Consider the following 21,003-nt stretch of genomic DNA (forward strand, 5'->3'; position numbering starts at 1 on the left):
GATGGCGAAAGCAATTGGTTACCAGAACCGATTGCTTCGCAAAATGATACGAGTCAACTAACGCAACTAATCTGTCTCAATACTCGTTGAGGATCTCTATGATTTCGTCAATTTGTTCTATGGCACTAGAGGTTAGGCCGCAGATGCCGTCGACAACTGCTTTGGTTCTTTTCTTGGCGCGGTTGAAGAATGAGGTGGCCCGGGGAAGTGAAGCCAGAGTTTCTGAGAGCCCCACAAAACCATCTAATCCACTTTGCATTCCATTTCTCATGTGCACAAAACTGTCTAACAACTCTTCGCGCTCTTCTCTTGTTCCGATGTTGTCTTGAGACAGAATTATGATCAGATCACGTGACAATCTAATACCTTCAGATAAGTGGTTGTGAAACAAAGGAAGCACTGCTGCTGATGTTTCGACAAACGCTTCCATGGAGCGGCTTGATTCCTTATATGATGTGCGGATGTCAGCCTGAGATGGGCCATTCGGATTGGCGTTGAGCTTGGCCGCTTGCGTTTGAATCTCCTCAGCCATTTTGGTTACCGCAGAGTTTAGAGAACCTAGTTGAATGCTAGCAGCTGACAAAGCATCAGAGGTTTGTTCCGACAGTTCAAAAAGACCTGGTTCTTCGGCATCATCTAGACCGGTTAAAAAAGACAAAGGGTCAGCCAATGGTTGGTTGGGTAAGTCCTTTTTGTTGTTTTCCGTGTTCTCTCTATTACTAGAGACAGGTGAAGACGCACCTAACTCGTTCTTTTGAACGACCCGATCCATTATCTTCGAAAGATGGGCAGAAACCTTAGTCTTAAACTCTTCGGTGGATTTGTAGAGAGCATAGAGTCCTTTGTCTGAGATATTCGACTTGAATTTTTCAACCTTTGCTAGCTCTTCGATATTGATCGACCGACCAGAGTGACCAGGTTCTTGAAAGTAGAACATAATTTCTAGTGAATTTGGTTTCTGTATCTTTCTAGCGTAGGCTTTCTCAAACTCGTGTTCGGTTCCTGAAGCAGCATCGTCGGTGGGGGTGCCGAACCTTGTGCTCATTATTCCTAAGAACACGTCGTACTCATCGCCCACATCCTTATCAATTACCGCCTGTGGAGTTTCCCCGAAGGTGGGGATCACGTCGTTTTCCCAAGTTACGGTCCTCATTTGGTATCCAAGTGTGTCACCTTTGAGCCTGTTGATGTCTTCAATAACCTCGCCAACGATTGAGCGTTCGATCGAGACGTCACTTGGCGAAGAAATAAATACGGTGATTACTTTGTTTTGCCTTACCATTTAGAGAATGAGCCCCGTAGAGTTTTGTTGTGTGTTTCAGCGAAAAGCGTGCAATTTCAGGTAGCTGATGTAATTTGTGCTCGCAACTCAAAATTGTAGGCATTTTGAATAGCCTAATAGTTCTCTCCCTGTACCATCATTTCTAATTTTACTACTTAACAAGTATTTAGAAACATGAGGCAGGCTGAAGACAGCCCTTTAGGGAGGAATTGGTGGGCGTGTACACCCATCACCCACACTGTGACCCACCTCACAGCCCCAACCGCACCCTCCTGCTACATTTGACCCGACGGAACCCTCGGCAGGAGGCCCCCATGTCCACATCCATGATCCCCATCATCGCCCTCGGGTCGGCGGGTCTCTATTCCGTGGCCATGATCGCGATGAAGTTCTGGTGGAAACTCCCCGGCGTGGGCCTTGGCCTGCTGATCGTCGCGACCCTGCTAGCCGGGGCAACGCTCGAACTCGCCGCGCTGCGTGACGAGCGGCTGGGCATCATCTATACCGGCATTCTGGGGGCCGAGGTGGTTCTGATCGCCATCGCCTCGTTCTTTCTGTTCGGTGAAAACTTCTCGTATCGCGAGGCGGCAGGCATTGGTCTGGTCATCCTCGGCACCGCGCTGGCCTGGGCCTGACGCAAACATTACCGGTTTGTGAAGTTTCCCTTAGGTAAGTTGCAACCTGCGCGCTCCCTTCCAATCTGTTCAACAGGCCAGCAACGGCCCTGAACTTTGGAGGAGAGCCCATGACCAGATATATGACTGCCGGAGCAGCCGCTCTGGCCACGAGCCTTACATTGGCCACGGCTGCGATGGCCGAAACCACACCGGATCTGCGCGGTGCCTGGACAGGCACCTATACCAAGGTTTCGCCGTCTCGGGTGACCACCGGCGATGCACCGCGCTTTCATCAGGGAGAGTGGCTTCTGGATATTCAGCAGCAGCAGGACAACTTGTTCTGGGGGCCCAGCATGTGGCGACCGGATGCTGGCACAGATTGGCGCGTGTTTGACGCCACCGGCACCATCAGTCTGGATGGGTCGGGCACCATCGGCATCGTCGAAAGCTCGGCCGATCCGCAGGTGGGTGTGAATGCGCTGGTGGATGCGCGCTATCAGGACGGCAAGATTTACGCGGATTTCCGTAGCCTGCGTCGCGGGACAACGTACAGCGTTGTACTCGAACGTCAGGTGAACTGAAGCGTCTCCGGCCCGACCGGCCATAGGGGGTACTGGCTGCACCGTGTTGCAGCGCGTAGTAAGTAATCTCGGTCGGGTCGGAACGCTTCTCATAAACGGACACAACGTCTCCTCAGGGGGGACGGGTCGGGCGGCATCTTGGCTGCAAGTGACAGGGTCCTGAACACACGGTGCCGGATTGCGGCGTTCCCTGGCATCTGTGGTTTAGGATCTCGCGAACCTTCAGCGCGGCTTTGCTTGTGGTCTGAGGGCCGTCCGGCCCCGGATTCTCTGGTTATCTCTGGCTGGGCAATCACAAGATACGCCTGATTCGATGCTCTGAGGCTGTGAATATCCACAATTGGCAGCAAAATGGCTTTTGCAGGTGCAGAAAACGGGGAAAATCGGGTCATTTCGTCGAATTCAGCGTTTTCCATTGCCAAGACCGCACGGCGTTTCGATTTCCGGAGTTATCCACAATTTTCTCCCGGCGGATATCAACACTTTATCCCCGTCTAATTCTCATGCTGCAGTGCTATTTTCTTGTCGGAACATGACCCGGATGTAACAGTTCCTTTACCGCAACGGTTCTTAGGAACCAGGGTGGGACGCAAAGACCAAAGGGGGTCGAGGCAATAAAGGCAAGTCTTAGGATTAGCTTTTGTATGCAAAGGCTTACCGGTGGATGGTCAGCTGAAATGGGTGTCAGACCCGGGTCAGATGATCAGACTCTCAGAAGGTCGATGCGTGCTGCAAAGCATCTTAGGATGCCGAGCAGCGGCCGTGGCCTGTAACAGGGTCAAGGCAACTGGATCGGGGCGTCCCTCGGATGCATCGACCCGGCAAGGCGTCAGGAGTATCCGAAAGGGTACATGCATGGACCGCGTCTGCGCACCTGACGCCTTTTCCTTTTCTCTGGTTTTTCAAGGCTGCCACTCTGCCCCCTGCAAAACGGGAATGGGGTTCTTGTGGATGCACAAGAACCCCGAAGTGTCAGATATGCAATGCCGCGTCTATGCACCTGTGCCAAGGAGTGTACCTTGCTTGGCTGCGATCTTCAACCATATCTTGTATCTGGAAGTCACGCGTTCGCAACATCCTGAATCGCGTCAGATATTCTGCTGAACGTCCGTTGCCGCGCCTTGAATAGCATCACCTGCTTTTTCGATATCCTTGCCTGCACCTTTGGCTGTCTCGCATGCGGCGAGAGAAAACAGTGCCAACCCTACCAGAATTGCTCGGATCATCAGTACCTCCATTTGATCTTCTAAGCATGGCCTAGCAGTTTTTATTTGCTGGAACCAGTATTTTACCCAGCTTGCTAGGGGCGTGGAAACACGAAGCTGCAGACCAATTGACCGCATGGATTGCGAAGGCTGGGGGGTGTGGCCGCACCGACGTCACAATGTTCGGGTCGGAGTGACTGGAACAACGCGTCAGGTGCGGTGGAAAGATAAACGAGATCAGTCCTTCTGGTCGCCACAAAACAGCTCGTACACCACTTCAAGCATACGGCGCGGTCTGTCGTCTGCAAGACGGTAGTAAATAGCCTTGCCTTCGCGTCGCGGAATCACAAGGCCTTCCAGACGAAGGCGGGACAGCTGCTGCGAGACAGCCGCCTGTCGTGCGGACAGTAGATCCTCAAGCTCGGTCACGGATTTTTCGCCAGAGACTAGATGGCACAAGATCATCAATCGGCCTTCGTGACTGATCGCCTTGAGGAAATTCGATGCGCGGGTCGCATTTCCCGCCATCCGGTCGAAATCGTCAGACGTCATATTCTGTGAAATCTGAGGCAATGCCATTGGTGTTTTCCTTTTGGGCCCTGGTGTGGGGGCACTTTTGTGAGTGGGCACATTTGTGAGTGGTTCGCTAAAGCGGTTCGCATTGCTACACGTTCTGCGCATGAATTTCCATATGCATGGATCAAAATGCCGTGATGGGAAAAGGGGAACTTATTGGTTAGAGCATCAAACCGCGCATTGACATCGGCGGCTTCGGTACGTTCGACATCAGACTATCCACCTATTTTGGACAGTTGGAGTGCGATCTGTTGAGCCCCCCTTGCAGCCCCCCCGTGGCGACACTAAGACTCGGGTAACGTTTCTTCGGGTAATGTCCCGATCCATAGCAAAACAGGCAGGTTCTCATGTTCGATCCCGTTGACACCTATATGAATACGCTCGTTCCCATGGTCGTCGAGCAGACCAGCCGGGGTGAACGCGCGTATGATATTTTCTCGCGCCTTCTGAAAGAGCGGATCATTTTCATCAACGGTCCGATCCACGACGGGATGAGCCACCTGATCGTCGCGCAATTGCTGCATCTTGAGGCGGAAAATCCGAACAAAGAAATCTCGATCTACATCAATTCGCCTGGCGGCGTCGTCACCAGCGGTTTGTCGATTTACGATACAATGCAGTATATTAAGCCGAAATGTTCCACTTTGGTAATCGGTCAGGCGGCCTCGATGGGGTCGGTTTTGCTGGCCGGGGGCGAGAAGGGAATGCGTTTCTCGCTGCCCAACAGCCGGATCATGGTGCACCAGCCCAGCGGTGGCTATCAGGGCCAGGCCAGCGACATCATGATTCACGCGGCCGAGACGCAAAAGCTGAAGGATCGCCTTTATGACATATACGTGCGTCATACCGGCCAGACCAAAAAGGCGGTTGAAAAAGCGCTGGACCGTGACAATTTCATGAGCCCGGAAGAGGCGAAAGATTGGGGCCACATCGACGAAATCGTCGAAAATCGCGCCAAAATGGACGGTGACGAGGCCTAAGAAAATCTCCCCACGTCCTGGGCGTGGGGACCATTTTTGAGATTGTAGCCGCCCCGGTGGTGGCCTAAGCTGCACCAACATGTGGCATGCGCGGTTCGACATGGACCGCAGGGACGAAGCCCGAAAGGTAGAACATGGCGACGAATTCAGGCGGTGACGGCAAAAACACGCTCTACTGCAGCTTCTGCGGCAAGAGCCAGCATGAGGTACGCAAGCTGATTGCCGGCCCGACCGTTTTCATCTGCGACGAATGTGTCGAGTTGTGCATGGACATCATTCGCGAAGAGACGAAGGCCAGTGGCCTGAAATCCAGCGATGGCGTTCCGACACCCAAAGACATTTGTGAGGTGCTGGACGATTACGTAATCGGCCAAGCCACCGCTAAGCGGGTTCTGTCGGTTGCTGTTCACAACCACTACAAGCGTCTAAACCATGCCCAAAAGGCCGGCAGCGATATTGAGCTGGCCAAGTCCAACATTCTGCTGATCGGCCCAACCGGCTGCGGTAAGACGCTGCTGGCTCAGACGCTGGCGCGTATTTTGGATGTTCCGTTCACAATGGCGGACGCAACCACGCTGACCGAAGCCGGGTATGTGGGTGAGGACGTTGAAAACATCATCCTCAAGCTGCTCCAGTCCAGCGAATACAATGTCGAACGCGCGCAGCGCGGCATCGTCTATATCGACGAGGTCGATAAAATCACGCGCAAATCCGAAAACCCGTCCATCACGCGCGATGTGTCGGGTGAAGGTGTGCAGCAAGCGCTGCTTAAGCTGATGGAAGGCACCGTGGCCAGTGTGCCGCCGCAAGGCGGGCGCAAGCATCCGCAGCAGGAATTCCTGCAAGTGGATACCACGAACATCCTGTTCATCTGCGGTGGTGCTTTTGCAGGTCTGGATAAGATCATCGCACAGCGCGGCAAAGGCTCGGCCATGGGCTTTGGCGCGGACGTGCGGGACAATGATGAACGCGGCGTAGGTGAGATTTTCAAGGATCTCGAGCCCGAGGATCTGCTGCGGTTCGGCCTGATCCCGGAATTCGTTGGTCGTCTGCCGGTTTTGGCGACGCTGGAAGATCTGGACGAAGATGCGCTGGTGACCATCCTGACCAAACCCAAGAACGCTCTGGTCAAGCAGTACCAGCGCCTGTTCGAACTGGAAGATGCAGAGCTGGCCTTTACCGATGATGCGCTCAAGTCGATCGCCAAGAAGGCCATTGAACGCAAAACTGGCGCACGCGGGTTGCGCTCGATTTTGGAAGATATCCTTCTGGACACCATGTTCGAACTTCCGGGCATGAAGAACGTAACCGAAGTGGTGGTGAACGAAGAGGCGGTGTCGTCTGACAAGCAGCCCTTGATCATCTACGCGGATGCCGCGGAATCAGCTTCGGCAGGGTAAGGCACAACAAGAATTACCAAGACGGCGCGGCATTGACCGCGCCGTTTTCATTTGGAGGGAAGCATGAAAATCAGGCGCATTTCATCTGGCGGAGAATTTGAGGCCAAAGTTGGCTATTGTCGTGCTGTGGTTGCAAATGGCTTTGTCTTCGTAGCCGGGACCTGCGCCCAGGGTGATAACGTGCCCGAAGATATCGTGGCACAGTGCAAATCGTCCCTGGAGGCTATTGGAAAAGCGCTGGCCGAGGCAGGAGCCGGTTTTGCAGACGTGGTTCGGGTAAACTACTATTTGCCGGATATGAATGAGTTCGAACTTTGCTGGCCGTTGTTGGTTGACGCATTTGGTGACAAACCACCTGCAGCGACAGTTGTCGAATGCAATCTCATAACGCCAAAAGACCGTATCGAAATTGAAGTGACCGCGGTTCTGCCGAAATAAGGCGTGCGGTTCTCGTGACACTGGACCTTGGGACGCCTTTGGTCCATATCTGCGGGTACAGAAATGCCGGAGGCAGCTGATGGGAATCCTGAACAGTCTTTTGCGGGCCGTGACTTGGTGGAACGGATCCACATTGAATACGCAGATTTACACATCGCGTAAGGGTATCAAGGTCGGTGAGGACGACGAAGGCAACGTGTTTTACCACAATGCCGACGACAGCAGACGTTGGGTGATTTTCAATGGTGAAGCCGAGGCAAGCCGGGTTGATCCGGACTGGCATGGCTGGCTGCACCGCACCTGGGATGAGCCGCCGACGGACAAACCGCTGAAACACAAATCCTGGGAAAAACCGCATCAGGAAAACCTGACAGGCTCTGCTTTGGCTTATACGCCGGCAGGTTCTTTGCGCCGCCCGGACCCGGTCGAGCGTAAGGACTACGAGGCCTGGAGCCCGGAATAACACGAGGCGAGCAATGTCGAGCTATAATGCAACCGAAGTTCTGGTCGGTGGAGCCGTTCTGGCCTGTGCCATCGCCTTTGGCGTTTACGCCAGTCAGTCCACGGGGCTGTCCCAAAGCAGTGGCGGCTATGAACTGGGGGCTTCTTTTCGGTCCCTGGAAGGGGTGGGCGTCGGCACCGACGTACGCCTTGCGGGTGTCAAGATTGGCACTGTAACCGGTGTTGACCTGAATCCCGAAACCTATCGCGCCGATACCACCTTCTCGATCTCTGACGGAATTCTGGTGCCGGACGACAGCGCGATTGTCATCTCCTCCGAAGGGCTGCTGGGCGGCAACTTTGTTGAGGTTATGCCGGGTGGTTCGCCGTTCTACTTTGAAGCGGGCGATCAGGTCGAAGATACGCAAGGTGCCGTCAGCTTGATTTCCCTTTTGGTCAAGTTTGTCGCCGGGGACGGAAGCGAATGAAGCGATTTGCCCTGATTGCAGCGTTGCTGGTCGCGACGGGTGCCACGGCCCAGCAAAAAGCCCAATCTGGTCCTGGCGCAATGCTGCGTGGCCTGGACAAGGTCAGCGGTCAGACCGTCGATGTTGAAATGCGGAATGGTCAGACACTGCCGGTTTTTGGGTTGGATGTGGCCTTGGGCGATTGTCGCTATCCAGCGGACAACCCAACCGGTGATGCGTTTGCCTATCTGACGATCTGGGAAAAAGGCAGGACAGATCAACTGTTTGACGGTTGGATGATTGCCACGTCGCCCGCATTGAACGCGCTGGACCATGCGCGTTATGACGTCTGGGTGATGCGCTGTATCACTGCATCGGGCGACTGAGGCACTGCTGCTACGAAATCCGCACTGGCATTGATCGCCTCTTCAAGCGCATGCCGATATTGCGTGCGCGGAATTTCGATCGCCCCCAGAGACGCCAGATGAGCGGTCAGAAACTGGGTGTCAAACAAGCGAAATCCGGTTTGGCGCAAGCGGTCCACAAGATAGGCCAGCGCGATTTTCGAAGCATCCTTTCGGCGGGAAAACATGCTTTCGCCGAAAAACGCCGCACCCAGCGTAACGCCATAAACGCCGCCGACTAGTGCGCCCTCATCCCAGACCTCCAGCGAATGGGCCCGGCCCGCGAGGTGGAGTTGTTGATAAAGGTGGCGCAATTCTGCATTGATCCAGGTGTCTGGCCGATCAGCGCAGCCATCGACCACTCCGGCAAAATCGCTGTTGATGCTGATGGAATAACCGGGCTTTCGAATGCGGCGTGCAAGGCTGCGCGAGATATGAAAGCCATCTAACGGAAAAACGCCACGAAACTTGGGATCGACCCAGAACAGTTCCGGGTCATCGCGGTGTTCGGCCATCGGGAAAATTCCAATGGAATAGCCGTGTAGCAAAAGTTCCGGGGTCAGGCTCATGCGCGATACCTAGGGACCAGAGCGCAAGCGCTCTCTGGTCCTGTGGTTTTATTGGGCCATATTCGCCGCAAGCCAGTGTTCCAGCCAGTGAATGTTGTACTCACCGTTGTGGATTTCCGGCTCTTGCAGCAATGCATGAAACAGCGGCACGGTTGTATCGATACCGTCCACGATCAGTTCGCCCAATGCGCGATCTAGTCGTGCCAGCGCTTCGGCCCGGTCGCGGCCATGTACGATCAACTTGGCAATCAGCGAGTCGTAATATGGTGGAATCGAATACCCATCATACAGCGCCGAATCCATCCGCACACCCAGACCGCCGGGGGCATGAAAGGCCGAGATCCTGCCCGGACAGGGTGAGAAGTTTGGCAGCTTTTCTGCATTGATCCGGACCTCGATGGCGTGGCCGTTGATCACAAGATCGTCCTGACCAAACGACATCGGTTCGCTAGCTGCGACGAGAATTTGTTCGCGCACCAAATCGACGCCAAAGATGCCCTCGGTCACCGGGTGTTCTACCTGCAGGCGGGTGTTCATCTCGATGAAGTAGAACTCGCCGTTCTCATACAAGAACTCGATGGTTCCGGCGCCAATATAGTTGATCTTGGCCACGGCGTCCGCGCAGACTTTACCGATCTTGGCGCGCTCTTCCGGGCTGATGCTGGGGCCGGGTGCCTCTTCAAACACCTTCTGGTGGCGGCGCTGCAGCGAGCAGTCGCGTTCGCCCAGATGCACAGCCTTGCCCTTGCCGTCGCCGAAGACCTGGATCTCGATATGGCGGGGCGTGGTCAGGTATTTCTCGATATAGACCTCGTCATTGCCAAAGGCGGCTTTGCCCTCGGCGCGTGCGGTCATAAATGCGCTTTCCATCTCATCCGCGCTCATCGCGACTTTCATGCCGCGACCGCCGCCACCGGCGGTGGCTTTGATGATGACGGGGTAACCAAATTCCTCGCCGATTTTCTTGGCCGTCTCCAGATCGGGCACGCCGCCGTCCGAACCCGGAACACAAGGCACACCCAGCGCCTTCATCGTGTCCTTGGCGGTGATCTTGTCGCCCATGACGCGGATGTGCTCGGCGGTGGGGCCGATAAAGGTGATGCCGTGGTCTTCGACGATCTGCACGAACTCGGCATTCTCGGACAGGAAGCCATAGCCGGGGTGGATCGCCTGCGCGCCAGTGATTTCACAAGCCGAGATGATCGCTGGCACTGACAAGTAGCTTTGCGGGCTGGGCGGAGGGCCGATGCAGACCGATTCGTCCGCCATGCGCACATGCATCGCGTCGCTATCGGCGGTGGAGTGGACGGCGACCGTCTTAATCCCCATCTCGCGAGCAGCGCGGATGACCCGCAGGGCGATCTCGCCTCGGTTGGCAATTAGGATCTTGTCGAACATGGGACCGCCTTACTCAACGATGACCAGAGGGGTGCCGAATTCTACCGCATCACCGTCACCGACCAGAATGCGTTTGATGGTTCCGGATTTGGGCGCGTGAATGTGGTTCATGGTTTTCATCGCTTCGACAATCAGCAGTGTGTCGCCTTCGGACACCGATGCACCGACGCTGATGAAGGAAGGTGCGCCCGGTTCGGGCTGCATATAAACGGTTCCAACCATGGGCGAGGTGACAGCGCCTGGGTGGCTGGCCGGATCTTCCTGTGCCGCTGGGGCTTCGACAGGTGCGGCGGCTGCTGCTACTGGTGCTGGTGCCGCTGCCGGTACGGCCATCTGAACAGGGGCGGGCGCGACCTGCGACATACGGCTGACGCGGACATTCAAACTGTCGTCGTCACCATATTCGCGCATGACTTCCAGTTCGGTCAGGTCATTTTCGCGCAGCAGTTCGGCCAGTGCCTTGATGAATGCCACATCCGCTTCGTGTTTGGTATCTGTCATGAGTGTCCTCGACGGTTCCCCTTTGGCCCGTCTGTTCTCGCGGGCTTTGGTCTGATTACGCAGCGTTATAAGCTATGCGCACGGTCATGAAAAGCGCAGTCTCGGCATGTCAGATGGGGGTTTTGCCCAATATTTCGAGGGGGAAACGGATTAAAGGGGCATGCCTGAGAGTTTTGCCACAAGTTCCGGTAGTTTGCGTGCGCCGAACTTCTCTAGCAAACGGGCGCGGTAAGCCTCGATCGTGCGATAACTCAGCCCCAGCTCGACGCCGATTTCCTTGGCGGACAGACCGCGGCAGGACATGATCGCAACTTCGCGTTCGCGGGTTGTCAGTTCGACCAGCGGACGGTCTTCTGAGATGTCGGAAAAGCTCCAGATGCCATGGCGAAACGGGTCGTCCGGTGTCAGGGATCGTCCGCGTGCACGGCACCAAAACAGGTCACCGTCGCGACGGCGCATAACCCGTTCGTCTGTGTAATATCCTGTGTCCTGCATCGCTTTCAGGCCGCGCTGTCCGATCCTCTCCCAATCCGCGACCGACGGGTAGAGGTGCAGCAGAGGCATATTACGATACTCTGCCTCCTCGCCGCCAAAGGTGCGGGCAAATTGCAGATTGCAGCGTCGGATGATGCGGTTTTCCAACTCGACCAATCCGATGGGGGCATATTCGAAAGCTGGATCGCTCATCCGGCTATCGTGCAAGGAATTCGGGAAAATTAGAAGAGGGTGGATGCAGATTTGGCAGATTGGGCACCGATTGGTGGGGTGGAAGGTAAGGGCCATCCGTAATTACAGTTGTGAATGCTGTAAACGGACTATGAAAAATGGCCATTAAGCTTTAGAAATTTAATGGGAGTTTTGAAAAGACTGGATCAATTTGGGTGATGGAACATGCGCGACACGCTGACGGGTAGCCGCATTCGCGAGCGACGCCAAATCTCAGGTTTGCGGCAGGCCGAGCTTGCGCGGCAGGTTGGAATTTCGGCGTCTTACTTGAATCTGATCGAACACAATCGCCGTCGGATCGGGGGCAAGCTGCTGGTGGATATCGCCAATGCGCTGTCTGTTGAACCTTCGCTTCTCACCCAAGGGATTGAGGCTACGCTGATTTCGGCGCTGCGCGAGGCTGCTGCAGATGCGGTTGGACAACAGGCCGAAGTGGACGCGCTGGAAGAGTTCGCAGGCCGGTTTCCCGGGTGGGCCGGAGTTCTGGCGCAGATGCACCGCCGGGTCGTCTCGCTTGAGCGCACGGTTGAAACCCTGTCCGACCGACTGACGCATGATCCACATCTTGCCGCGTCGATGCACGAGGTGCTGTCCACGGCCGCTGCCATTCGTTCAACGGCAGCGATTCTGGCCGACACGCAGGAAATCGAGCCCGAGTGGCGCGATCGGTTCCACCGCAACCTACACCAGGATGCCGAACGGCTGGCCGACAGTTCCAAGTCTCTGGTGGCATATTTGGATGATTCTGAGGCCGCGGATGACCGTCGTGGTGTGCCCTCGGAGGATGCTGAGGCTTTTTTTCAGGCCAACAGCCACCATTTCCCGCAGATCGAAGCAGGTGGAAGCAGTGCGGACATTGACCTGAGCGCGATTGAATCGGCGGCAGCGCGGACTGTGACCAAGGGATATCTGGATACCTACGCCACAGATGTCAGAGCCATGCCCCTGGACGACGTCCAGAAGGCGCTGACCGAGGCCGAGCCTGATCCGCTGGCTCTGGCCGCACGGTTTTCAGTAGATATTCCGACAGTCCTGCGGCGGCTGGCGACATTGCCAGAAAGATATCTGGGGCGGCCAACCGGGCTTGTGGTCTGTGACGCGTCGGGCAGTATCCTGTTCAGCAAATCCGTGCCGGGTTTCGCCATGCCACGCTTTGGCGAAGCCTGCCCGTTCTGGCCCGTCTTTCAGGCGCTGAACAGACCATTGGTTCCGATCCGCAAACGCGTTGTGCAATTGGGGCGAACGGCGGCCGAGTTCGACTGCTATGCCTACGCGTGGCCGCAGGCGGTTTCAGGATATGATGATGCGCCGGCCTATCATTCAGTCATGCTTGTCCGAGCGGTGGAAGAGGGGGCTCCGAGCGCGCAATCCGTGACCCGGGTCGGCCCAAGCTGCCGGGTCTGCCCGAATGACGCTTGCGCATCGCGCCGCGAGCCGTCGATTTTGAGCGAAGGTTTTTGACAGTTTCCTGACAGAGGGCTTAAGCTGACGCCGACAGGTTCACGGACGGAATCTGTCATGGGGAGGGATGAAACATATGAGCCGTAAGGTTCTGTTAATTGAGGATGAGCCTAACATTGCTGAGGCCATTCGATTTTTGCTGACCCGCGAGGGATGGCATGTTGAAACGCACGCAGAAGGGTCGGATGCGATAGAAGTCATCCAGGGCGCAAATCCTGATCTGGTCATACTGGACGTTATGCTGCCCGGCAAAAGCGGGATGGAGATTTTGCGCAACCTGCGCCAGCTTGAGGGCATGCAGCATTTGCCCGTTTTGATGCTGACCGCGCGCGGGCAATCGCGCGACCGGGAAATGGCCGAAAATGCCGGGGTCAGCCGCTTTATGACCAAGCCCTTTTCCAACGCCGAAGTACTGACAGCTGTGCGAGACTTGCACGCGCAGGCAACACGGTCATGAACTCGGGCGAAGATCGTAAACCCCAAGGGGTCCGGCCTTCGCTATTTCTCGAGCGTCAGAGTTATCGCCGCCGCAGGTTGATGGATGCCGCGCGTCTTTTGCCCATTCTGGGGGGCGCTCTTGTTGCCATTCCGCTGCTCTGGCCAAGCCAAGGCTCATCTGAAGATGGTGTGCCGCTGTCTTCAGCAATTCTGTATATCTTCACGTGCTGGGCTTTGCTGATCGTAATCAGTCTGATCTTTGGATTTGCAGCCAGACGAATGGTTGTAAGTGACGATGCCGAGGCAGAGTCGGATTGATGGCCACATTAAACGTTCTGATCCTGGTTTGCCTCGGCTATGTCGTTCTGTTGTTCGGGGTGGCTTTTGCCGCTGACCGGATGGCGGCCGCTGGCCGAGGGGCGTGGTTGCGGTCTCCGCTAATCTATACATTGTCGCTGTCGATCTATTGCACGGCCTGGACCTTTTATGGCGCGGTCGGAAATGCTGCGCGGTCCGGGTTGGAATTTGTCACGATCTATCTTGGCCCGACGCTGGTAATGCTCAGCTGGTGGTGGGGTTTGCGCAAGCTCGTGCGGGTCGGACGCACCCAGCGGGTAACATCCATCGCAGACCTGATTTCGTCGCGATATGGAAAATCCAACACGCTGGCCATTTGCGTGACCATTCTGGCCGTATTGGGTGGAACGCCTTACATCGCGTTGCAATTGCAATCCATTACCCTGTCTTTTTCCATCTTTGCCGAGGCTGATCCCTCGGGCCTCTACCGAGAAGGTTCCAGTGTGTTTTGGGTGGCTGCGGGCCTGGCGGTATTTGCGATCCTTTTTGGTACTCGAAACCTGGACGCGAATGAGCGTCACCACGGCGTTGTCACCGCCATTGCGTTGGAATCGGTCGTCAAACTGTTCGCCTTGCTTGCGGTCGGCGTCTTCGTTGTTTGGGGCGTTGCGGGTGGGATTGGCCCGATGATGGATCGCATCGATGCTTCAGAAATCGGGCAATGGAATGTGGATGCCGGGCGTTGGACGACCTTCATCTTCCTCTCGGCCGCCGCTTTCATCTGTTTACCGCGAATGTTTCAGGTGATGGTGGTTGAGAACGCGGATGAGGGGCACCTGAGAACCGCTGCCTGGGCTTTCCCGTTATATCTGCTGTTGATGAGCCTGTTTGTGGTGCCCATCGCCGTCGTGGGGCTGGATTTGATGCCCGAAGGCTCGAACCCAGACCTGTTCGTGCTGACGGTGCCCTTGTCGCAGGGCAACGACTGGCTGGCGATGCTGTCGTTTATCGGCGGGTTTTCCTCGGCCACGTCTATGGTCATCGTGACGGCAATGGCGCTGTCGACCATGGTGTCGAACCATCTGGTCATGCCGATCTGGCTGAGCACGCAAGGGGGCGCGGGTTCGGTCTCGGGTGATGTGCGTAACGTGGTGCTGATGGCGCGGCGAGTGTCCATCGCGGTCATCATGGCGCTGGGCTACTATTACTACCGCTTGTCGGGCGGTGGGGCTGCACTGGCGTCGATCGGACTGGTGGCCTTTGCGGGCATTTCCCAGATCCTGCCAGCGCTGGTTGGTGGGTTGTTCTGGCGTGGGGCCACGAGAACCGGGGCGTTGGTTGGGCTGACGGTTGGTTTTGTGCTGTGGATTTACACCTTGTTACTACCGGGGATGGGCGGCGCAATAATGCCCGACTCGGTATTGCAAAACGGCCCCTTCGGGTGGGGCTGGCTGCGTCCACGGGCCCTGTTCGGGATCGAAGGAATGGACCCCATGGTCCACTCGGTTATGTGGTCATTGGCGTTGAACACGGCTGCATTCTGCGCCGCGTCCCTGCTGAGCTTTCCCAGCCCGTTGGAGCGTCTTCAGGGTGCGCAGTTCGTCAATGTTTTTGACCACTCGGTCTCACCGGCTGGCTGGACCGGGTCGGTGGCGCAAAGCGAAGACCTGATGATCATGACACAGCGCATTCTGGGCTCTGGCCCGGCGCAGGAGTTCTTTCAGCACGAAGCCGAAGCACAGGGTGGACGGACAAGCCTGCCGGAACCTACGCCGGGATTTTTGGAAAGACTGGAACGTGAACTGAGCGGCTCGGTCGGCGCGGCCACCGCCCATGCGATGATCGGGCAGATTGTCGGTGGATCGTCCGTTTCGGTTGAGGACTTGCTTGCAGTGGCTGATGAGTCGGCGGAACTGTTGGAGTATTCCAGCCAGCTTGAGGCCAAATCCGCCGAGCTCAGCCGAACCGCGCGCCAACTGCGTGAGGCGAATACCAAGCTGACGCAGATCTCCGAACAAAAAGACGGTTTCCTCAGTCAGGTCAGCCATGAACTTCGGACGCCGATGACCTCAATCCGGGCCTTTTCCGAGATCATGCGCGATACGGATGGTTTGAGTGCCGAAGAGCAAACGCGCTATGCCGCGATTATCCATGATGAGGCGCTACGGCTGACACGCCTGCTGGACGATTTGCTGGACCTGAGCGTTCTGGAAAGCGGTCGTGTGAGCCTGAATATGGGTGGGGATACCCTTGGTTCGATCCTGGATCGGGCGGTCTCAAGCTCATTGGCGGGGTCGCATCCAAAACTAAGGATTCGCCGCTCGCGACCGTCCGAGCGTATTCCGCTAAACACTGATCTTGATCGGTTGGGCCAGGTCTTTATCAATCTGATTTCGAACGCGCAGAAATACTGCGACGCGGATGAACCCGTTCTGACCATCTCGGCCCATGATGTCGGGGGCCAGGTCGTCATTGATTTCACCGATAACGGCAGTGGCATCCCACCCGAAGCGCAATCGATGGTGTTCGAAAAGTTTGCCCGTGTCGGTGGGGACAAGGCGGGTGGCGCCGGTCTGGGGCTGGCGATCTGCCGCGAGATCATGCAGCGTCTGGGCGGCGAGATCAGTTATCTTCCCGGGCAGGGCGGCGCGGCCTTTCGCGTCCGCCTTCCGCTGGCGCACCGGCAAGCTGCGCAATAATGCGAACATAAAGACATTGGTAACCCGCCTCGGGTTAGACCGGATACCAGATTCAGAAACTCAAATCGGTATCGGGCATGACGCAGTCTGTCAGCACAGCTTTGGCGCGCAAACTTTCGGCAGGACAAGAGGAACAAGGTGAAAAGCCGCGTTCCGTTCTTCGTGCCCTGCGACTGGCCTTTGCGCGAACGGCAGGGGATCGGTTTCAGCTGCCGTTATCGGTGATCGGTGCAAGACAGTCTCTCAAAGCTCAGGACACGCTGGCCGAGGTGGTTGATGCGGACTGGATGCTGTTGCGCCTAGGCAACGCGGACGGGATGTCCGCTGCGATTTGCGCGGATATGGGGGTCGTGTCAGCGATCGTGCAAGTGCAGACAATTGGTGAAGTTATGCCGAGCCCGCCAACAGCGCGGGAGTACACAGATACGGATGCAGCAATGGTGGCACCGCTGGTCGAAGACGCTTTGACCAGGGCCGTCGCGCTGGTCGATACAGCCGCCGATCAATCCAGTCTTGCCGGTTATGAATTCCGGGCGCGGATGGCGGATCTGCGTTCATTGTCGCTGGCTATGGTCGAAGACGCATATCGCGTGTTTGACCTGACGGTAGAACTTGGCGGCGGGCTACGACAGGGGCAGATCACAGTGCTGTTGCCCGATACACCGTCAGAGCAGGGGGCCGATGATGAAATTCAAGTTGCTGCCGGCCCGAAGCTTGAGCAAGCGTCGGGGGGTGTCCGGGCCGAGTTGAATACGGTAATCGGCAGGATGTCAGTGCCATTGGCAACCCTGTCCGGGCTGTCAGTTGGGGACGTTCTACCGTTGACCGGATCACGGCTGGATCGTGCGGAAATCCTGACAATTGGTCGAACGCGGGCTGCAATTGGACGTTTGGGACAATGCGGGGGAATGCGCGCAGTACGGTTGAACGAATGTGCTTCGGCTGCGGCGTTGGAGCAAGCTGAAATGCCCGAGTTTCTGGAAGCGCAAAGCAACGCGCCCGTTCCAGACGCTCTGAAAGATCCGATGCCAATCGATCCTACACTTGAGGTCATGCCAATGGATGCAGTGGCATTGAACGAATTGGAGGGCGATCTGGGCTTTGGCAGCCCGGATCAGATGGCGGTCGAAATTTCGCAACTGGCAGGTCTGACGGGATTGGACGACATTGCTGACCCAACCTAACCTGATTGCAAAAGGTCCTTAGCCGTCAGAACCGCGCATATGCTCAAGCGCGGGGCGCAGGTTGTCCAGCATATAACCGGCTTTGGTTGTGGCCTCGAGGATCTCATCCGCGCTCATGTGGTCGCACTGACCCAAAGCCCAAACCACTGAGCAGCGGGTGCCCGATGCGCAATAGGCTAAAACGGGGCCAGAGCAGCTTTCAGCCAATTCTCGTTGCAGGGCAACATTGCCGGGCGTCATGGTCTGGTGGGTCAGTTCCAGAACCTCATATTCCATCCCGGCTGCCCGGACGGCCTGTCCGATTGCATCCGACTGCATGGTTGGTGGAACTTCCGTATTGGGACGGTTGCAGATGACCTTAACGAAACCAGCTGCGGCGATGGCTGGGACGTCCTCGACCGTGATTTGGGGCGAGACGGCATAGCGGGGGGTTATTGGTCGAATCTCCATGGCAATTGCTTAGGCCGCGTTTGCGGATCTGTCCAGTTGTGCACCAAGCCCGGGCGCCGCAAACATTCCTGTGATCATCGCAGCCAGAAACACGAGGCCGCCAAGGCCGCCGTAGGTTATGGACGCGATGGCAGGTCCAGGACAAAGCCCGGACAAGCCCCAGCCCATGCCAAACATCACGGAACCGATAATCAGGCGACGGTCCAACTCGGGCGGGCTCATCTTAGGAAACTGACCACCGGTCAGCGGCCTGCGGTGGGCCGTCATTCTCCACGCGATGAGCATCGGCAGGATCGCGCCGCCCATCACAAATGCCAGGGTGGGATCCCAGTTCCCGAACACATCCAACCACCCCTGAACCTTGGTGGTATCGGTCATGCCCGAGATCAAAAGGCCGGCACCAAACAGAGATCCAGCCAGCATTGATACGAGAACCCGCATCAAATCAGCCCCCATATATGGCGCATCAGGGCAATTGTTGCCCCACCTGCGCCGATATAGATCAACGTCGCGATGATGCCCCTGACGGAGAATCGAGAAATACCACATACCCCGTGCCCCGAGGTGCATCCATTGGCAATGCGCGTTCCTGCGCCAACCAAAAGGCCGGCGATGACGATCACTGCGAAATTGTCGGTCAGATGTGTCATGGGCGCAGAAGAGAGCAGGGGGCTCAAAACAAGCGGTGTCGCGATGACGCCTGCGATGAAGCTTAGGCGTTCTAACGTGCGGTCACTGCCATCAACCAGCCCGCCTAGAATCCCACTGGCGCCCATGATGCGCCCATTGCCCAGAAGGTAGACTGCGGCGCCCAAGCCGATCAGCAGGCCACCGGCAAGCCCCCAAATCCATTCAATGTACATTCGTTATCCTCAGTTCGCCTGATGGGTCTGCGTCACAACTTGTTGATCGGCACCTTCAGGAATACGTCGCCCTGTTCGTCCGCAGGCGGCATCTGTCCGGCCCGCATATTGACCTGCAGGGACGGCAGGATCAGGCGCGGCATAGGCAAGGTCGCATCGCGGGCATCACGCATCTCGACAAATTCCTCGATTGATTTGCCTTGTCCGATATGGACGTTCAGGGCTTTTTGCTCTCCGACCGTTGTCTCCCACGCAAATTCATCACGCCCCGGCGCTTTGTAGTCATGGCCAACAAAGATGCGCGTCTCATCTGGCAAGGCCAGGATCTTCTGGATCGACTCGAACAGCATTTCCGAAGACCCACCGGGAAAATCGCATCGCGCAGTGCCGAAATCCGGCATGAACAGCGTGTCACCGACAAAAGCTGCGTCTCCGATCACATATGTCATGCAGGCGGGCGTATGGCCGGGCGTGTGGAAAACATCGCCACGCATCTGCCCAACATGGAAGCTGTCGCCATCGCGGAACAAAGCATCAAACTGGCTGCCGTCGCGCTGAAACTCGGTCCCTTCATTGAAGATTTTCCCGAAGGTTTCCTGGATCGTTACGATCTGTTCACCGATGCCGATCTTTCCGCCCAGTTCCTGTTGCAGATAGGGTGCCGCTGAAAGGTGGTCAGCATGCACATGGCTTTCCAGAATCCACTCGACCCTTAGCTCATTGTCGCGAACATAAGCGACGATCTGATCCGCTGAGTCGGTCTTCGTTCGGCCCGAGGCGTGATCGAAGTCCAGAACGCTGTCGACGATTGCGCAGGCCGTCCCTTCGGGTTCCTGCACAAGGTATGAAACCGTATTGGTTTCAGGGTCGAAAAACGCTTTCACAATTGGTGTCATCTGGCTCTCCGTCAGCGCGCAGTTCATCATATATGTTTTTCAGAATATGATGCAACCGGCAATCTTTGATTTGATGCGTGTCAAGGCAAGTTAATCCAAATCCGATTAGAATTTAATCATTCTGCCTTAGGTTGCCGATACCGGGTGGGCGACAGGCAGTTTTCCGCGCGTTTGTTCGCCAAGATAACCAAGTCTTAAAACCGTTACCTATATCGGCGACAGTGATAGAAATTGGGAGGAATAAAATGTCTGCAAAAAGTTTGTATTCCGAAGCCGAACATCTGGAGCAAAAGCTGCAGAATGCCTGTTTTGAGACCCGGCTTGCTCTTCAGCCCAGTGTAACCAAAGTGATTGATCGGATGCGTCAGGAAGGCATGCACGTGCCATCGCGCCTGCGGCACCTGGATGCGGCTTTGTGCGAAGATGCCATAGAGGCGCAGTTCGACAATATGCCGGTCTGATGCGAAGTATCAGCCGAACGAGATTCCCAAGATCACCAGCATCAGGCCAATCACCGAAAGAAAAAGCGAAGCCAGGTTCCACGGCAGGACGCTTTGAACAGCGGCGCGCAATTCATCGTCCGACAGGCCGGATTTGCGCGCTTTCATCACACGCAGGATACACCAAACCAGCCCCAGCAGGCCTGCAAGTGACAGGGCGGCACCGCCCCAGGTGATGATTTCGAACATGGTTCCCCACATTTTTCCGCAAATCCTGGTTGCGCTTAGCGGATCGACCGACCGCGCACAAGCCCATCGAGGATTGGATGCTTGCAGCTCACGCGGCGGCAATGTATCCGGCTAACTGCCGTTGCTAATGCATCAGATCGCAGCCTTTTGGAGAGATGAATATGGAAGACGTGACCGAAGATCAGGCCGCCGCCAACTACCGTGTGACAGCGGGCGAGCTGCGTCAGTTCGTGGAACGGATCGAACGCCTGGATGCCGAGAAAAAGGATCTGGCGGAGCAGCAGAAAGAGGTCATGGCCGAAGCCAAAGCCCGCGGTTACGACACAAAGGTGATGCGCAAGGTCATCGCGCTGCGCAAACGCGACAAGGACGAAATTGCCGAAGAAGAGGCGGTACTTGAAATGTATAAGGAAGCGTTGGGAATGTGAGCCGCGCCTGGGG

The 21,003-nt window shown here is 56.4% G+C and carries 27 protein-coding genes; 15 read left to right on the forward strand and 12 right to left on the reverse strand.

What is annotated here, in order from left to right:
- Positions 1-76 precede the first annotated feature (76 nt).
- Positions 77-1,282, reverse strand: a complete 1,206-nt coding sequence (locus tag DHN12_RS20160; RefSeq protein WP_108861782.1) for a DUF4062 domain-containing protein — start codon at positions 1,280-1,282, stop codon at positions 77-79.
- A gap of 314 nt (positions 1,283-1,596) precedes the next feature.
- Here DHN12_RS20160 and DHN12_RS20165 point away from each other — a divergent pair, with 314 nt between their 5' ends.
- Positions 1,597-1,917 carry a hypothetical protein gene (locus DHN12_RS20165; protein ID WP_108861783.1) on the forward strand — a complete coding sequence of 107 codons (321 nt, stop codon included), beginning with the start codon at positions 1,597-1,599 and terminating at the stop codon, positions 1,915-1,917.
- 110 nt (positions 1,918-2,027) lie between these two features.
- The gene (locus tag DHN12_RS20170; RefSeq protein WP_234416708.1) at positions 2,028-2,480 is read left to right on the forward strand and encodes a hypothetical protein; all 453 of its coding nucleotides are present in this window, start codon (positions 2,028-2,030) and stop codon (positions 2,478-2,480) included.
- A 1,088-nt stretch (positions 2,481-3,568) separates the two neighbouring features.
- On the opposite strand, the gene DHN12_RS20175 is transcribed toward DHN12_RS20170, so the two are convergent.
- Positions 3,569-3,706 carry an entericidin A/B family lipoprotein gene (locus DHN12_RS20175; protein ID WP_199913560.1) on the reverse strand — a complete coding sequence of 46 codons (138 nt, stop codon included), beginning with the start codon at positions 3,704-3,706 and terminating at the stop codon, positions 3,569-3,571.
- A gap of 216 nt (positions 3,707-3,922) precedes the next feature.
- Positions 3,923-4,264, reverse strand: a complete 342-nt coding sequence (locus DHN12_RS20180; RefSeq protein ID WP_108861784.1) for a helix-turn-helix transcriptional regulator — start codon at positions 4,262-4,264, stop codon at positions 3,923-3,925.
- 344 nt (positions 4,265-4,608) lie between these two features.
- Here DHN12_RS20180 and DHN12_RS20185 point away from each other — a divergent pair, with 344 nt between their 5' ends.
- The 6 genes from DHN12_RS20185 (at position 4,609) to DHN12_RS20210 (ending at position 8,373) form a co-directional block, all read left to right on the forward strand.
- Positions 4,609-5,241 carry an ATP-dependent Clp protease proteolytic subunit gene (locus DHN12_RS20185; protein ID WP_108861785.1) on the forward strand — a complete coding sequence of 211 codons (633 nt, stop codon included), beginning with the start codon at positions 4,609-4,611 and terminating at the stop codon, positions 5,239-5,241.
- Between the two features lie 134 nt (positions 5,242-5,375).
- The gene (gene clpX / locus DHN12_RS20190) at positions 5,376-6,641 is read left to right on the forward strand and encodes an ATP-dependent Clp protease ATP-binding subunit ClpX (protein ID WP_058272201.1); all 1,266 of its coding nucleotides are present in this window, start codon (positions 5,376-5,378) and stop codon (positions 6,639-6,641) included.
- Between the two features lie 63 nt (positions 6,642-6,704).
- A complete protein-coding gene (locus DHN12_RS20195) occupies positions 6,705-7,079 on the forward strand; it encodes a Rid family hydrolase (protein ID WP_108861786.1) in 375 nt (124 codons plus the stop codon).
- A gap of 79 nt (positions 7,080-7,158) precedes the next feature.
- Positions 7,159-7,542 (forward strand): NADH:ubiquinone oxidoreductase subunit NDUFA12, encoded by a 384-nt coding sequence (locus tag DHN12_RS20200; RefSeq protein WP_108861787.1) that lies wholly within the window; start codon positions 7,159-7,161, stop codon positions 7,540-7,542.
- Positions 7,543-7,555: 13 nt separating this feature from the next.
- Positions 7,556-8,008 carry an outer membrane lipid asymmetry maintenance protein MlaD gene (gene mlaD, locus DHN12_RS20205; protein ID WP_108861788.1) on the forward strand — a complete coding sequence of 151 codons (453 nt, stop codon included), beginning with the start codon at positions 7,556-7,558 and terminating at the stop codon, positions 8,006-8,008.
- On the forward strand, positions 8,005-8,373 hold the full coding sequence (locus DHN12_RS20210; protein WP_108861789.1) for a DUF2155 domain-containing protein: 369 nt from the start codon (positions 8,005-8,007) through the stop codon (positions 8,371-8,373). Before mlaD ends, DHN12_RS20210 begins: the two co-directional genes overlap by 4 nt.
- Here DHN12_RS20210 and aat read toward each other — a convergent pair.
- The 4 genes from aat to DHN12_RS20230 form a co-directional block, all read right to left on the reverse strand.
- Positions 8,328-8,960 carry a leucyl/phenylalanyl-tRNA--protein transferase gene (gene aat, locus DHN12_RS20215; protein ID WP_108861790.1) on the reverse strand — a complete coding sequence of 211 codons (633 nt, stop codon included), beginning with the start codon at positions 8,958-8,960 and terminating at the stop codon, positions 8,328-8,330. The two genes, DHN12_RS20210 and aat, sit on opposite strands and share 46 nt — an antisense overlap.
- 48 nt (positions 8,961-9,008) lie before the next feature.
- On the reverse strand, positions 9,009-10,358 hold the full coding sequence (gene accC, locus DHN12_RS20220) for an acetyl-CoA carboxylase biotin carboxylase subunit (protein ID WP_108861791.1): 1,350 nt from the start codon (positions 10,356-10,358) through the stop codon (positions 9,009-9,011).
- A gap of 9 nt (positions 10,359-10,367) precedes the next feature.
- The gene (gene accB, locus DHN12_RS20225; protein WP_058272194.1) at positions 10,368-10,859 is read right to left on the reverse strand and encodes an acetyl-CoA carboxylase biotin carboxyl carrier protein; all 492 of its coding nucleotides are present in this window, start codon (positions 10,857-10,859) and stop codon (positions 10,368-10,370) included.
- 150 nt (positions 10,860-11,009) lie between these two features.
- Positions 11,010-11,546 carry a LuxR C-terminal-related transcriptional regulator gene (locus DHN12_RS20230; protein WP_058272193.1) on the reverse strand — a complete coding sequence of 179 codons (537 nt, stop codon included), beginning with the start codon at positions 11,544-11,546 and terminating at the stop codon, positions 11,010-11,012.
- A 204-nt stretch (positions 11,547-11,750) separates the two neighbouring features.
- Between DHN12_RS20230 and DHN12_RS20235 the strand changes: the two genes are divergently transcribed.
- The 5 genes from DHN12_RS20235 to DHN12_RS20255 all read left to right on the forward strand — a co-directional run bounded on the left by DHN12_RS20235 (position 11,751) and on the right by DHN12_RS20255 (position 17,664).
- A complete protein-coding gene (locus tag DHN12_RS20235) occupies positions 11,751-13,046 on the forward strand; it encodes a helix-turn-helix domain-containing protein (RefSeq protein WP_108861792.1) in 1,296 nt (431 codons plus the stop codon).
- 76 nt (positions 13,047-13,122) lie between these two features.
- The gene (locus tag DHN12_RS20240) at positions 13,123-13,503 is read left to right on the forward strand and encodes a response regulator transcription factor (RefSeq protein WP_108861793.1); all 381 of its coding nucleotides are present in this window, start codon (positions 13,123-13,125) and stop codon (positions 13,501-13,503) included.
- A complete protein-coding gene (locus tag DHN12_RS20245; protein WP_108861794.1) occupies positions 13,500-13,802 on the forward strand; it encodes a hypothetical protein in 303 nt (100 codons plus the stop codon). Before DHN12_RS20240 ends, DHN12_RS20245 begins: the two co-directional genes overlap by 4 nt.
- The gene (locus DHN12_RS20250) at positions 13,802-16,480 is read left to right on the forward strand and encodes a sensor histidine kinase (protein WP_108861795.1); all 2,679 of its coding nucleotides are present in this window, start codon (positions 13,802-13,804) and stop codon (positions 16,478-16,480) included. Before DHN12_RS20245 ends, DHN12_RS20250 begins: the two co-directional genes overlap by 1 nt.
- Before the next feature lie 77 nt (positions 16,481-16,557).
- Positions 16,558-17,664 carry a FliM/FliN family flagellar motor C-terminal domain-containing protein gene (locus tag DHN12_RS20255; RefSeq protein ID WP_108861796.1) on the forward strand — a complete coding sequence of 369 codons (1,107 nt, stop codon included), beginning with the start codon at positions 16,558-16,560 and terminating at the stop codon, positions 17,662-17,664.
- A gap of 18 nt (positions 17,665-17,682) precedes the next feature.
- Here the strand turns inward: DHN12_RS20255 and DHN12_RS20260 are convergent, their stop codons facing one another.
- From DHN12_RS20260 to DHN12_RS20275, 4 genes are read right to left on the reverse strand one after another with little or no spacing between them, the layout of a single operon-like run.
- On the reverse strand, positions 17,683-18,114 hold the full coding sequence (locus DHN12_RS20260) for a TIGR01244 family sulfur transferase (RefSeq protein WP_108861797.1): 432 nt from the start codon (positions 18,112-18,114) through the stop codon (positions 17,683-17,685).
- 9 nt (positions 18,115-18,123) lie between these two features.
- Positions 18,124-18,555 (reverse strand): DUF6691 family protein, encoded by a 432-nt coding sequence (locus DHN12_RS20265; protein WP_108861819.1) that lies wholly within the window; start codon positions 18,553-18,555, stop codon positions 18,124-18,126.
- Complete coding sequence (locus tag DHN12_RS20270; RefSeq protein ID WP_108861798.1) at positions 18,555-18,977, reverse strand: YeeE/YedE family protein; 423 nt, start codon at positions 18,975-18,977, stop codon at positions 18,555-18,557. The genes DHN12_RS20265 and DHN12_RS20270 overlap by 1 nt, the downstream gene beginning before the upstream one ends.
- A 32-nt stretch (positions 18,978-19,009) precedes the next feature.
- On the reverse strand, positions 19,010-19,873 hold the full coding sequence (locus tag DHN12_RS20275; RefSeq protein ID WP_108861820.1) for an MBL fold metallo-hydrolase: 864 nt from the start codon (positions 19,871-19,873) through the stop codon (positions 19,010-19,012).
- A gap of 245 nt (positions 19,874-20,118) precedes the next feature.
- Between DHN12_RS20275 and DHN12_RS20280 the strand changes: the two genes are divergently transcribed.
- The gene (locus DHN12_RS20280; RefSeq protein ID WP_058277021.1) at positions 20,119-20,334 is read left to right on the forward strand and encodes a hypothetical protein; all 216 of its coding nucleotides are present in this window, start codon (positions 20,119-20,121) and stop codon (positions 20,332-20,334) included.
- Between the two features lie 9 nt (positions 20,335-20,343).
- Here DHN12_RS20280 and DHN12_RS20285 read toward each other — a convergent pair whose 3' ends face one another.
- Entirely contained in the window at positions 20,344-20,562 is a 219-nt protein-coding gene (locus tag DHN12_RS20285) for a hypothetical protein (RefSeq protein ID WP_058277022.1), read from the reverse strand.
- 161 nt (positions 20,563-20,723) lie between these two features.
- Here DHN12_RS20285 and DHN12_RS20290 point away from each other — a divergent pair, with 161 nt between their 5' ends.
- Positions 20,724-20,990 carry a DUF2312 domain-containing protein gene (locus DHN12_RS20290; protein WP_108861799.1) on the forward strand — a complete coding sequence of 89 codons (267 nt, stop codon included), beginning with the start codon at positions 20,724-20,726 and terminating at the stop codon, positions 20,988-20,990.
- The last annotated feature ends 13 nt before the right edge of the window (positions 20,991-21,003 follow it).

The organism is Ruegeria sp. Alg231-54, assembly GCF_900143525.1.
Taxonomy (GTDB): Bacteria; Pseudomonadota; Alphaproteobacteria; order Rhodobacterales; family Rhodobacteraceae; genus Ruegeria.

Excerpts from the sequence above, each read along its gene's own strand:
- clpX (WP_058272201.1), top strand. The coding sequence starts at position 5,376 with ATGGCGACGAATTCAGGCGGTGACGGCAAAAACACGCTCTACTGCAGC.
- DHN12_RS20265 (WP_108861819.1), bottom strand. The coding sequence starts at position 18,555 with ATGCGGGTTCTCGTATCAATGCTGGCTGGATCTCTGTTTGGTGCCGGC.
- DHN12_RS20180 (WP_108861784.1), bottom strand. The coding sequence starts at position 4,264 with ATGGCATTGCCTCAGATTTCACAGAATATGACGTCTGACGATTTCGAC.
- DHN12_RS20255 (WP_108861796.1), top strand. The coding sequence starts at position 16,558 with ATGACGCAGTCTGTCAGCACAGCTTTGGCGCGCAAACTTTCGGCAGGA.
- DHN12_RS20185 (WP_108861785.1), top strand. The coding sequence starts at position 4,609 with ATGTTCGATCCCGTTGACACCTATATGAATACGCTCGTTCCCATGGTC.
- DHN12_RS20290 (WP_108861799.1), top strand. The coding sequence starts at position 20,724 with ATGGAAGACGTGACCGAAGATCAGGCCGCCGCCAACTACCGTGTGACA.
- accB (WP_058272194.1), bottom strand. The coding sequence starts at position 10,859 with ATGACAGATACCAAACACGAAGCGGATGTGGCATTCATCAAGGCACTG.
- accC (WP_108861791.1), bottom strand. The coding sequence starts at position 10,358 with ATGTTCGACAAGATCCTAATTGCCAACCGAGGCGAGATCGCCCTGCGG.
- DHN12_RS20160 (WP_108861782.1), bottom strand. The coding sequence starts at position 1,282 with ATGGTAAGGCAAAACAAAGTAATCACCGTATTTATTTCTTCGCCAAGT.
- DHN12_RS20165 (WP_108861783.1), top strand. The coding sequence starts at position 1,597 with ATGTCCACATCCATGATCCCCATCATCGCCCTCGGGTCGGCGGGTCTC.
- DHN12_RS20230 (WP_058272193.1), bottom strand. The coding sequence starts at position 11,546 with ATGAGCGATCCAGCTTTCGAATATGCCCCCATCGGATTGGTCGAGTTG.
- DHN12_RS20240 (WP_108861793.1), top strand. The coding sequence starts at position 13,123 with ATGAGCCGTAAGGTTCTGTTAATTGAGGATGAGCCTAACATTGCTGAG.
- DHN12_RS20245 (WP_108861794.1), top strand. The coding sequence starts at position 13,500 with ATGAACTCGGGCGAAGATCGTAAACCCCAAGGGGTCCGGCCTTCGCTA.
- DHN12_RS20210 (WP_108861789.1), top strand. The coding sequence starts at position 8,005 with ATGAAGCGATTTGCCCTGATTGCAGCGTTGCTGGTCGCGACGGGTGCC.
- DHN12_RS20250 (WP_108861795.1), top strand. The coding sequence starts at position 13,802 with ATGGCCACATTAAACGTTCTGATCCTGGTTTGCCTCGGCTATGTCGTT.
- DHN12_RS20175 (WP_199913560.1), bottom strand. The coding sequence starts at position 3,706 with ATGATCCGAGCAATTCTGGTAGGGTTGGCACTGTTTTCTCTCGCCGCA.
- mlaD (WP_108861788.1), top strand. The coding sequence starts at position 7,556 with ATGTCGAGCTATAATGCAACCGAAGTTCTGGTCGGTGGAGCCGTTCTG.
- DHN12_RS20195 (WP_108861786.1), top strand. The coding sequence starts at position 6,705 with ATGAAAATCAGGCGCATTTCATCTGGCGGAGAATTTGAGGCCAAAGTT.
- DHN12_RS20260 (WP_108861797.1), bottom strand. The coding sequence starts at position 18,114 with ATGGAGATTCGACCAATAACCCCCCGCTATGCCGTCTCGCCCCAAATC.
- DHN12_RS20285 (WP_058277022.1), bottom strand. The coding sequence starts at position 20,562 with ATGTTCGAAATCATCACCTGGGGCGGTGCCGCCCTGTCACTTGCAGGC.
- DHN12_RS20235 (WP_108861792.1), top strand. The coding sequence starts at position 11,751 with ATGCGCGACACGCTGACGGGTAGCCGCATTCGCGAGCGACGCCAAATC.
- DHN12_RS20275 (WP_108861820.1), bottom strand. The coding sequence starts at position 19,873 with ATGACACCAATTGTGAAAGCGTTTTTCGACCCTGAAACCAATACGGTT.
- DHN12_RS20280 (WP_058277021.1), top strand. The coding sequence starts at position 20,119 with ATGTCTGCAAAAAGTTTGTATTCCGAAGCCGAACATCTGGAGCAAAAG.
- DHN12_RS20200 (WP_108861787.1), top strand. The coding sequence starts at position 7,159 with ATGGGAATCCTGAACAGTCTTTTGCGGGCCGTGACTTGGTGGAACGGA.
- DHN12_RS20270 (WP_108861798.1), bottom strand. The coding sequence starts at position 18,977 with ATGTACATTGAATGGATTTGGGGGCTTGCCGGTGGCCTGCTGATCGGC.
- DHN12_RS20170 (WP_234416708.1), top strand. The coding sequence starts at position 2,028 with ATGACCAGATATATGACTGCCGGAGCAGCCGCTCTGGCCACGAGCCTT.
- aat (WP_108861790.1), bottom strand. The coding sequence starts at position 8,960 with ATGAGCCTGACCCCGGAACTTTTGCTACACGGCTATTCCATTGGAATT.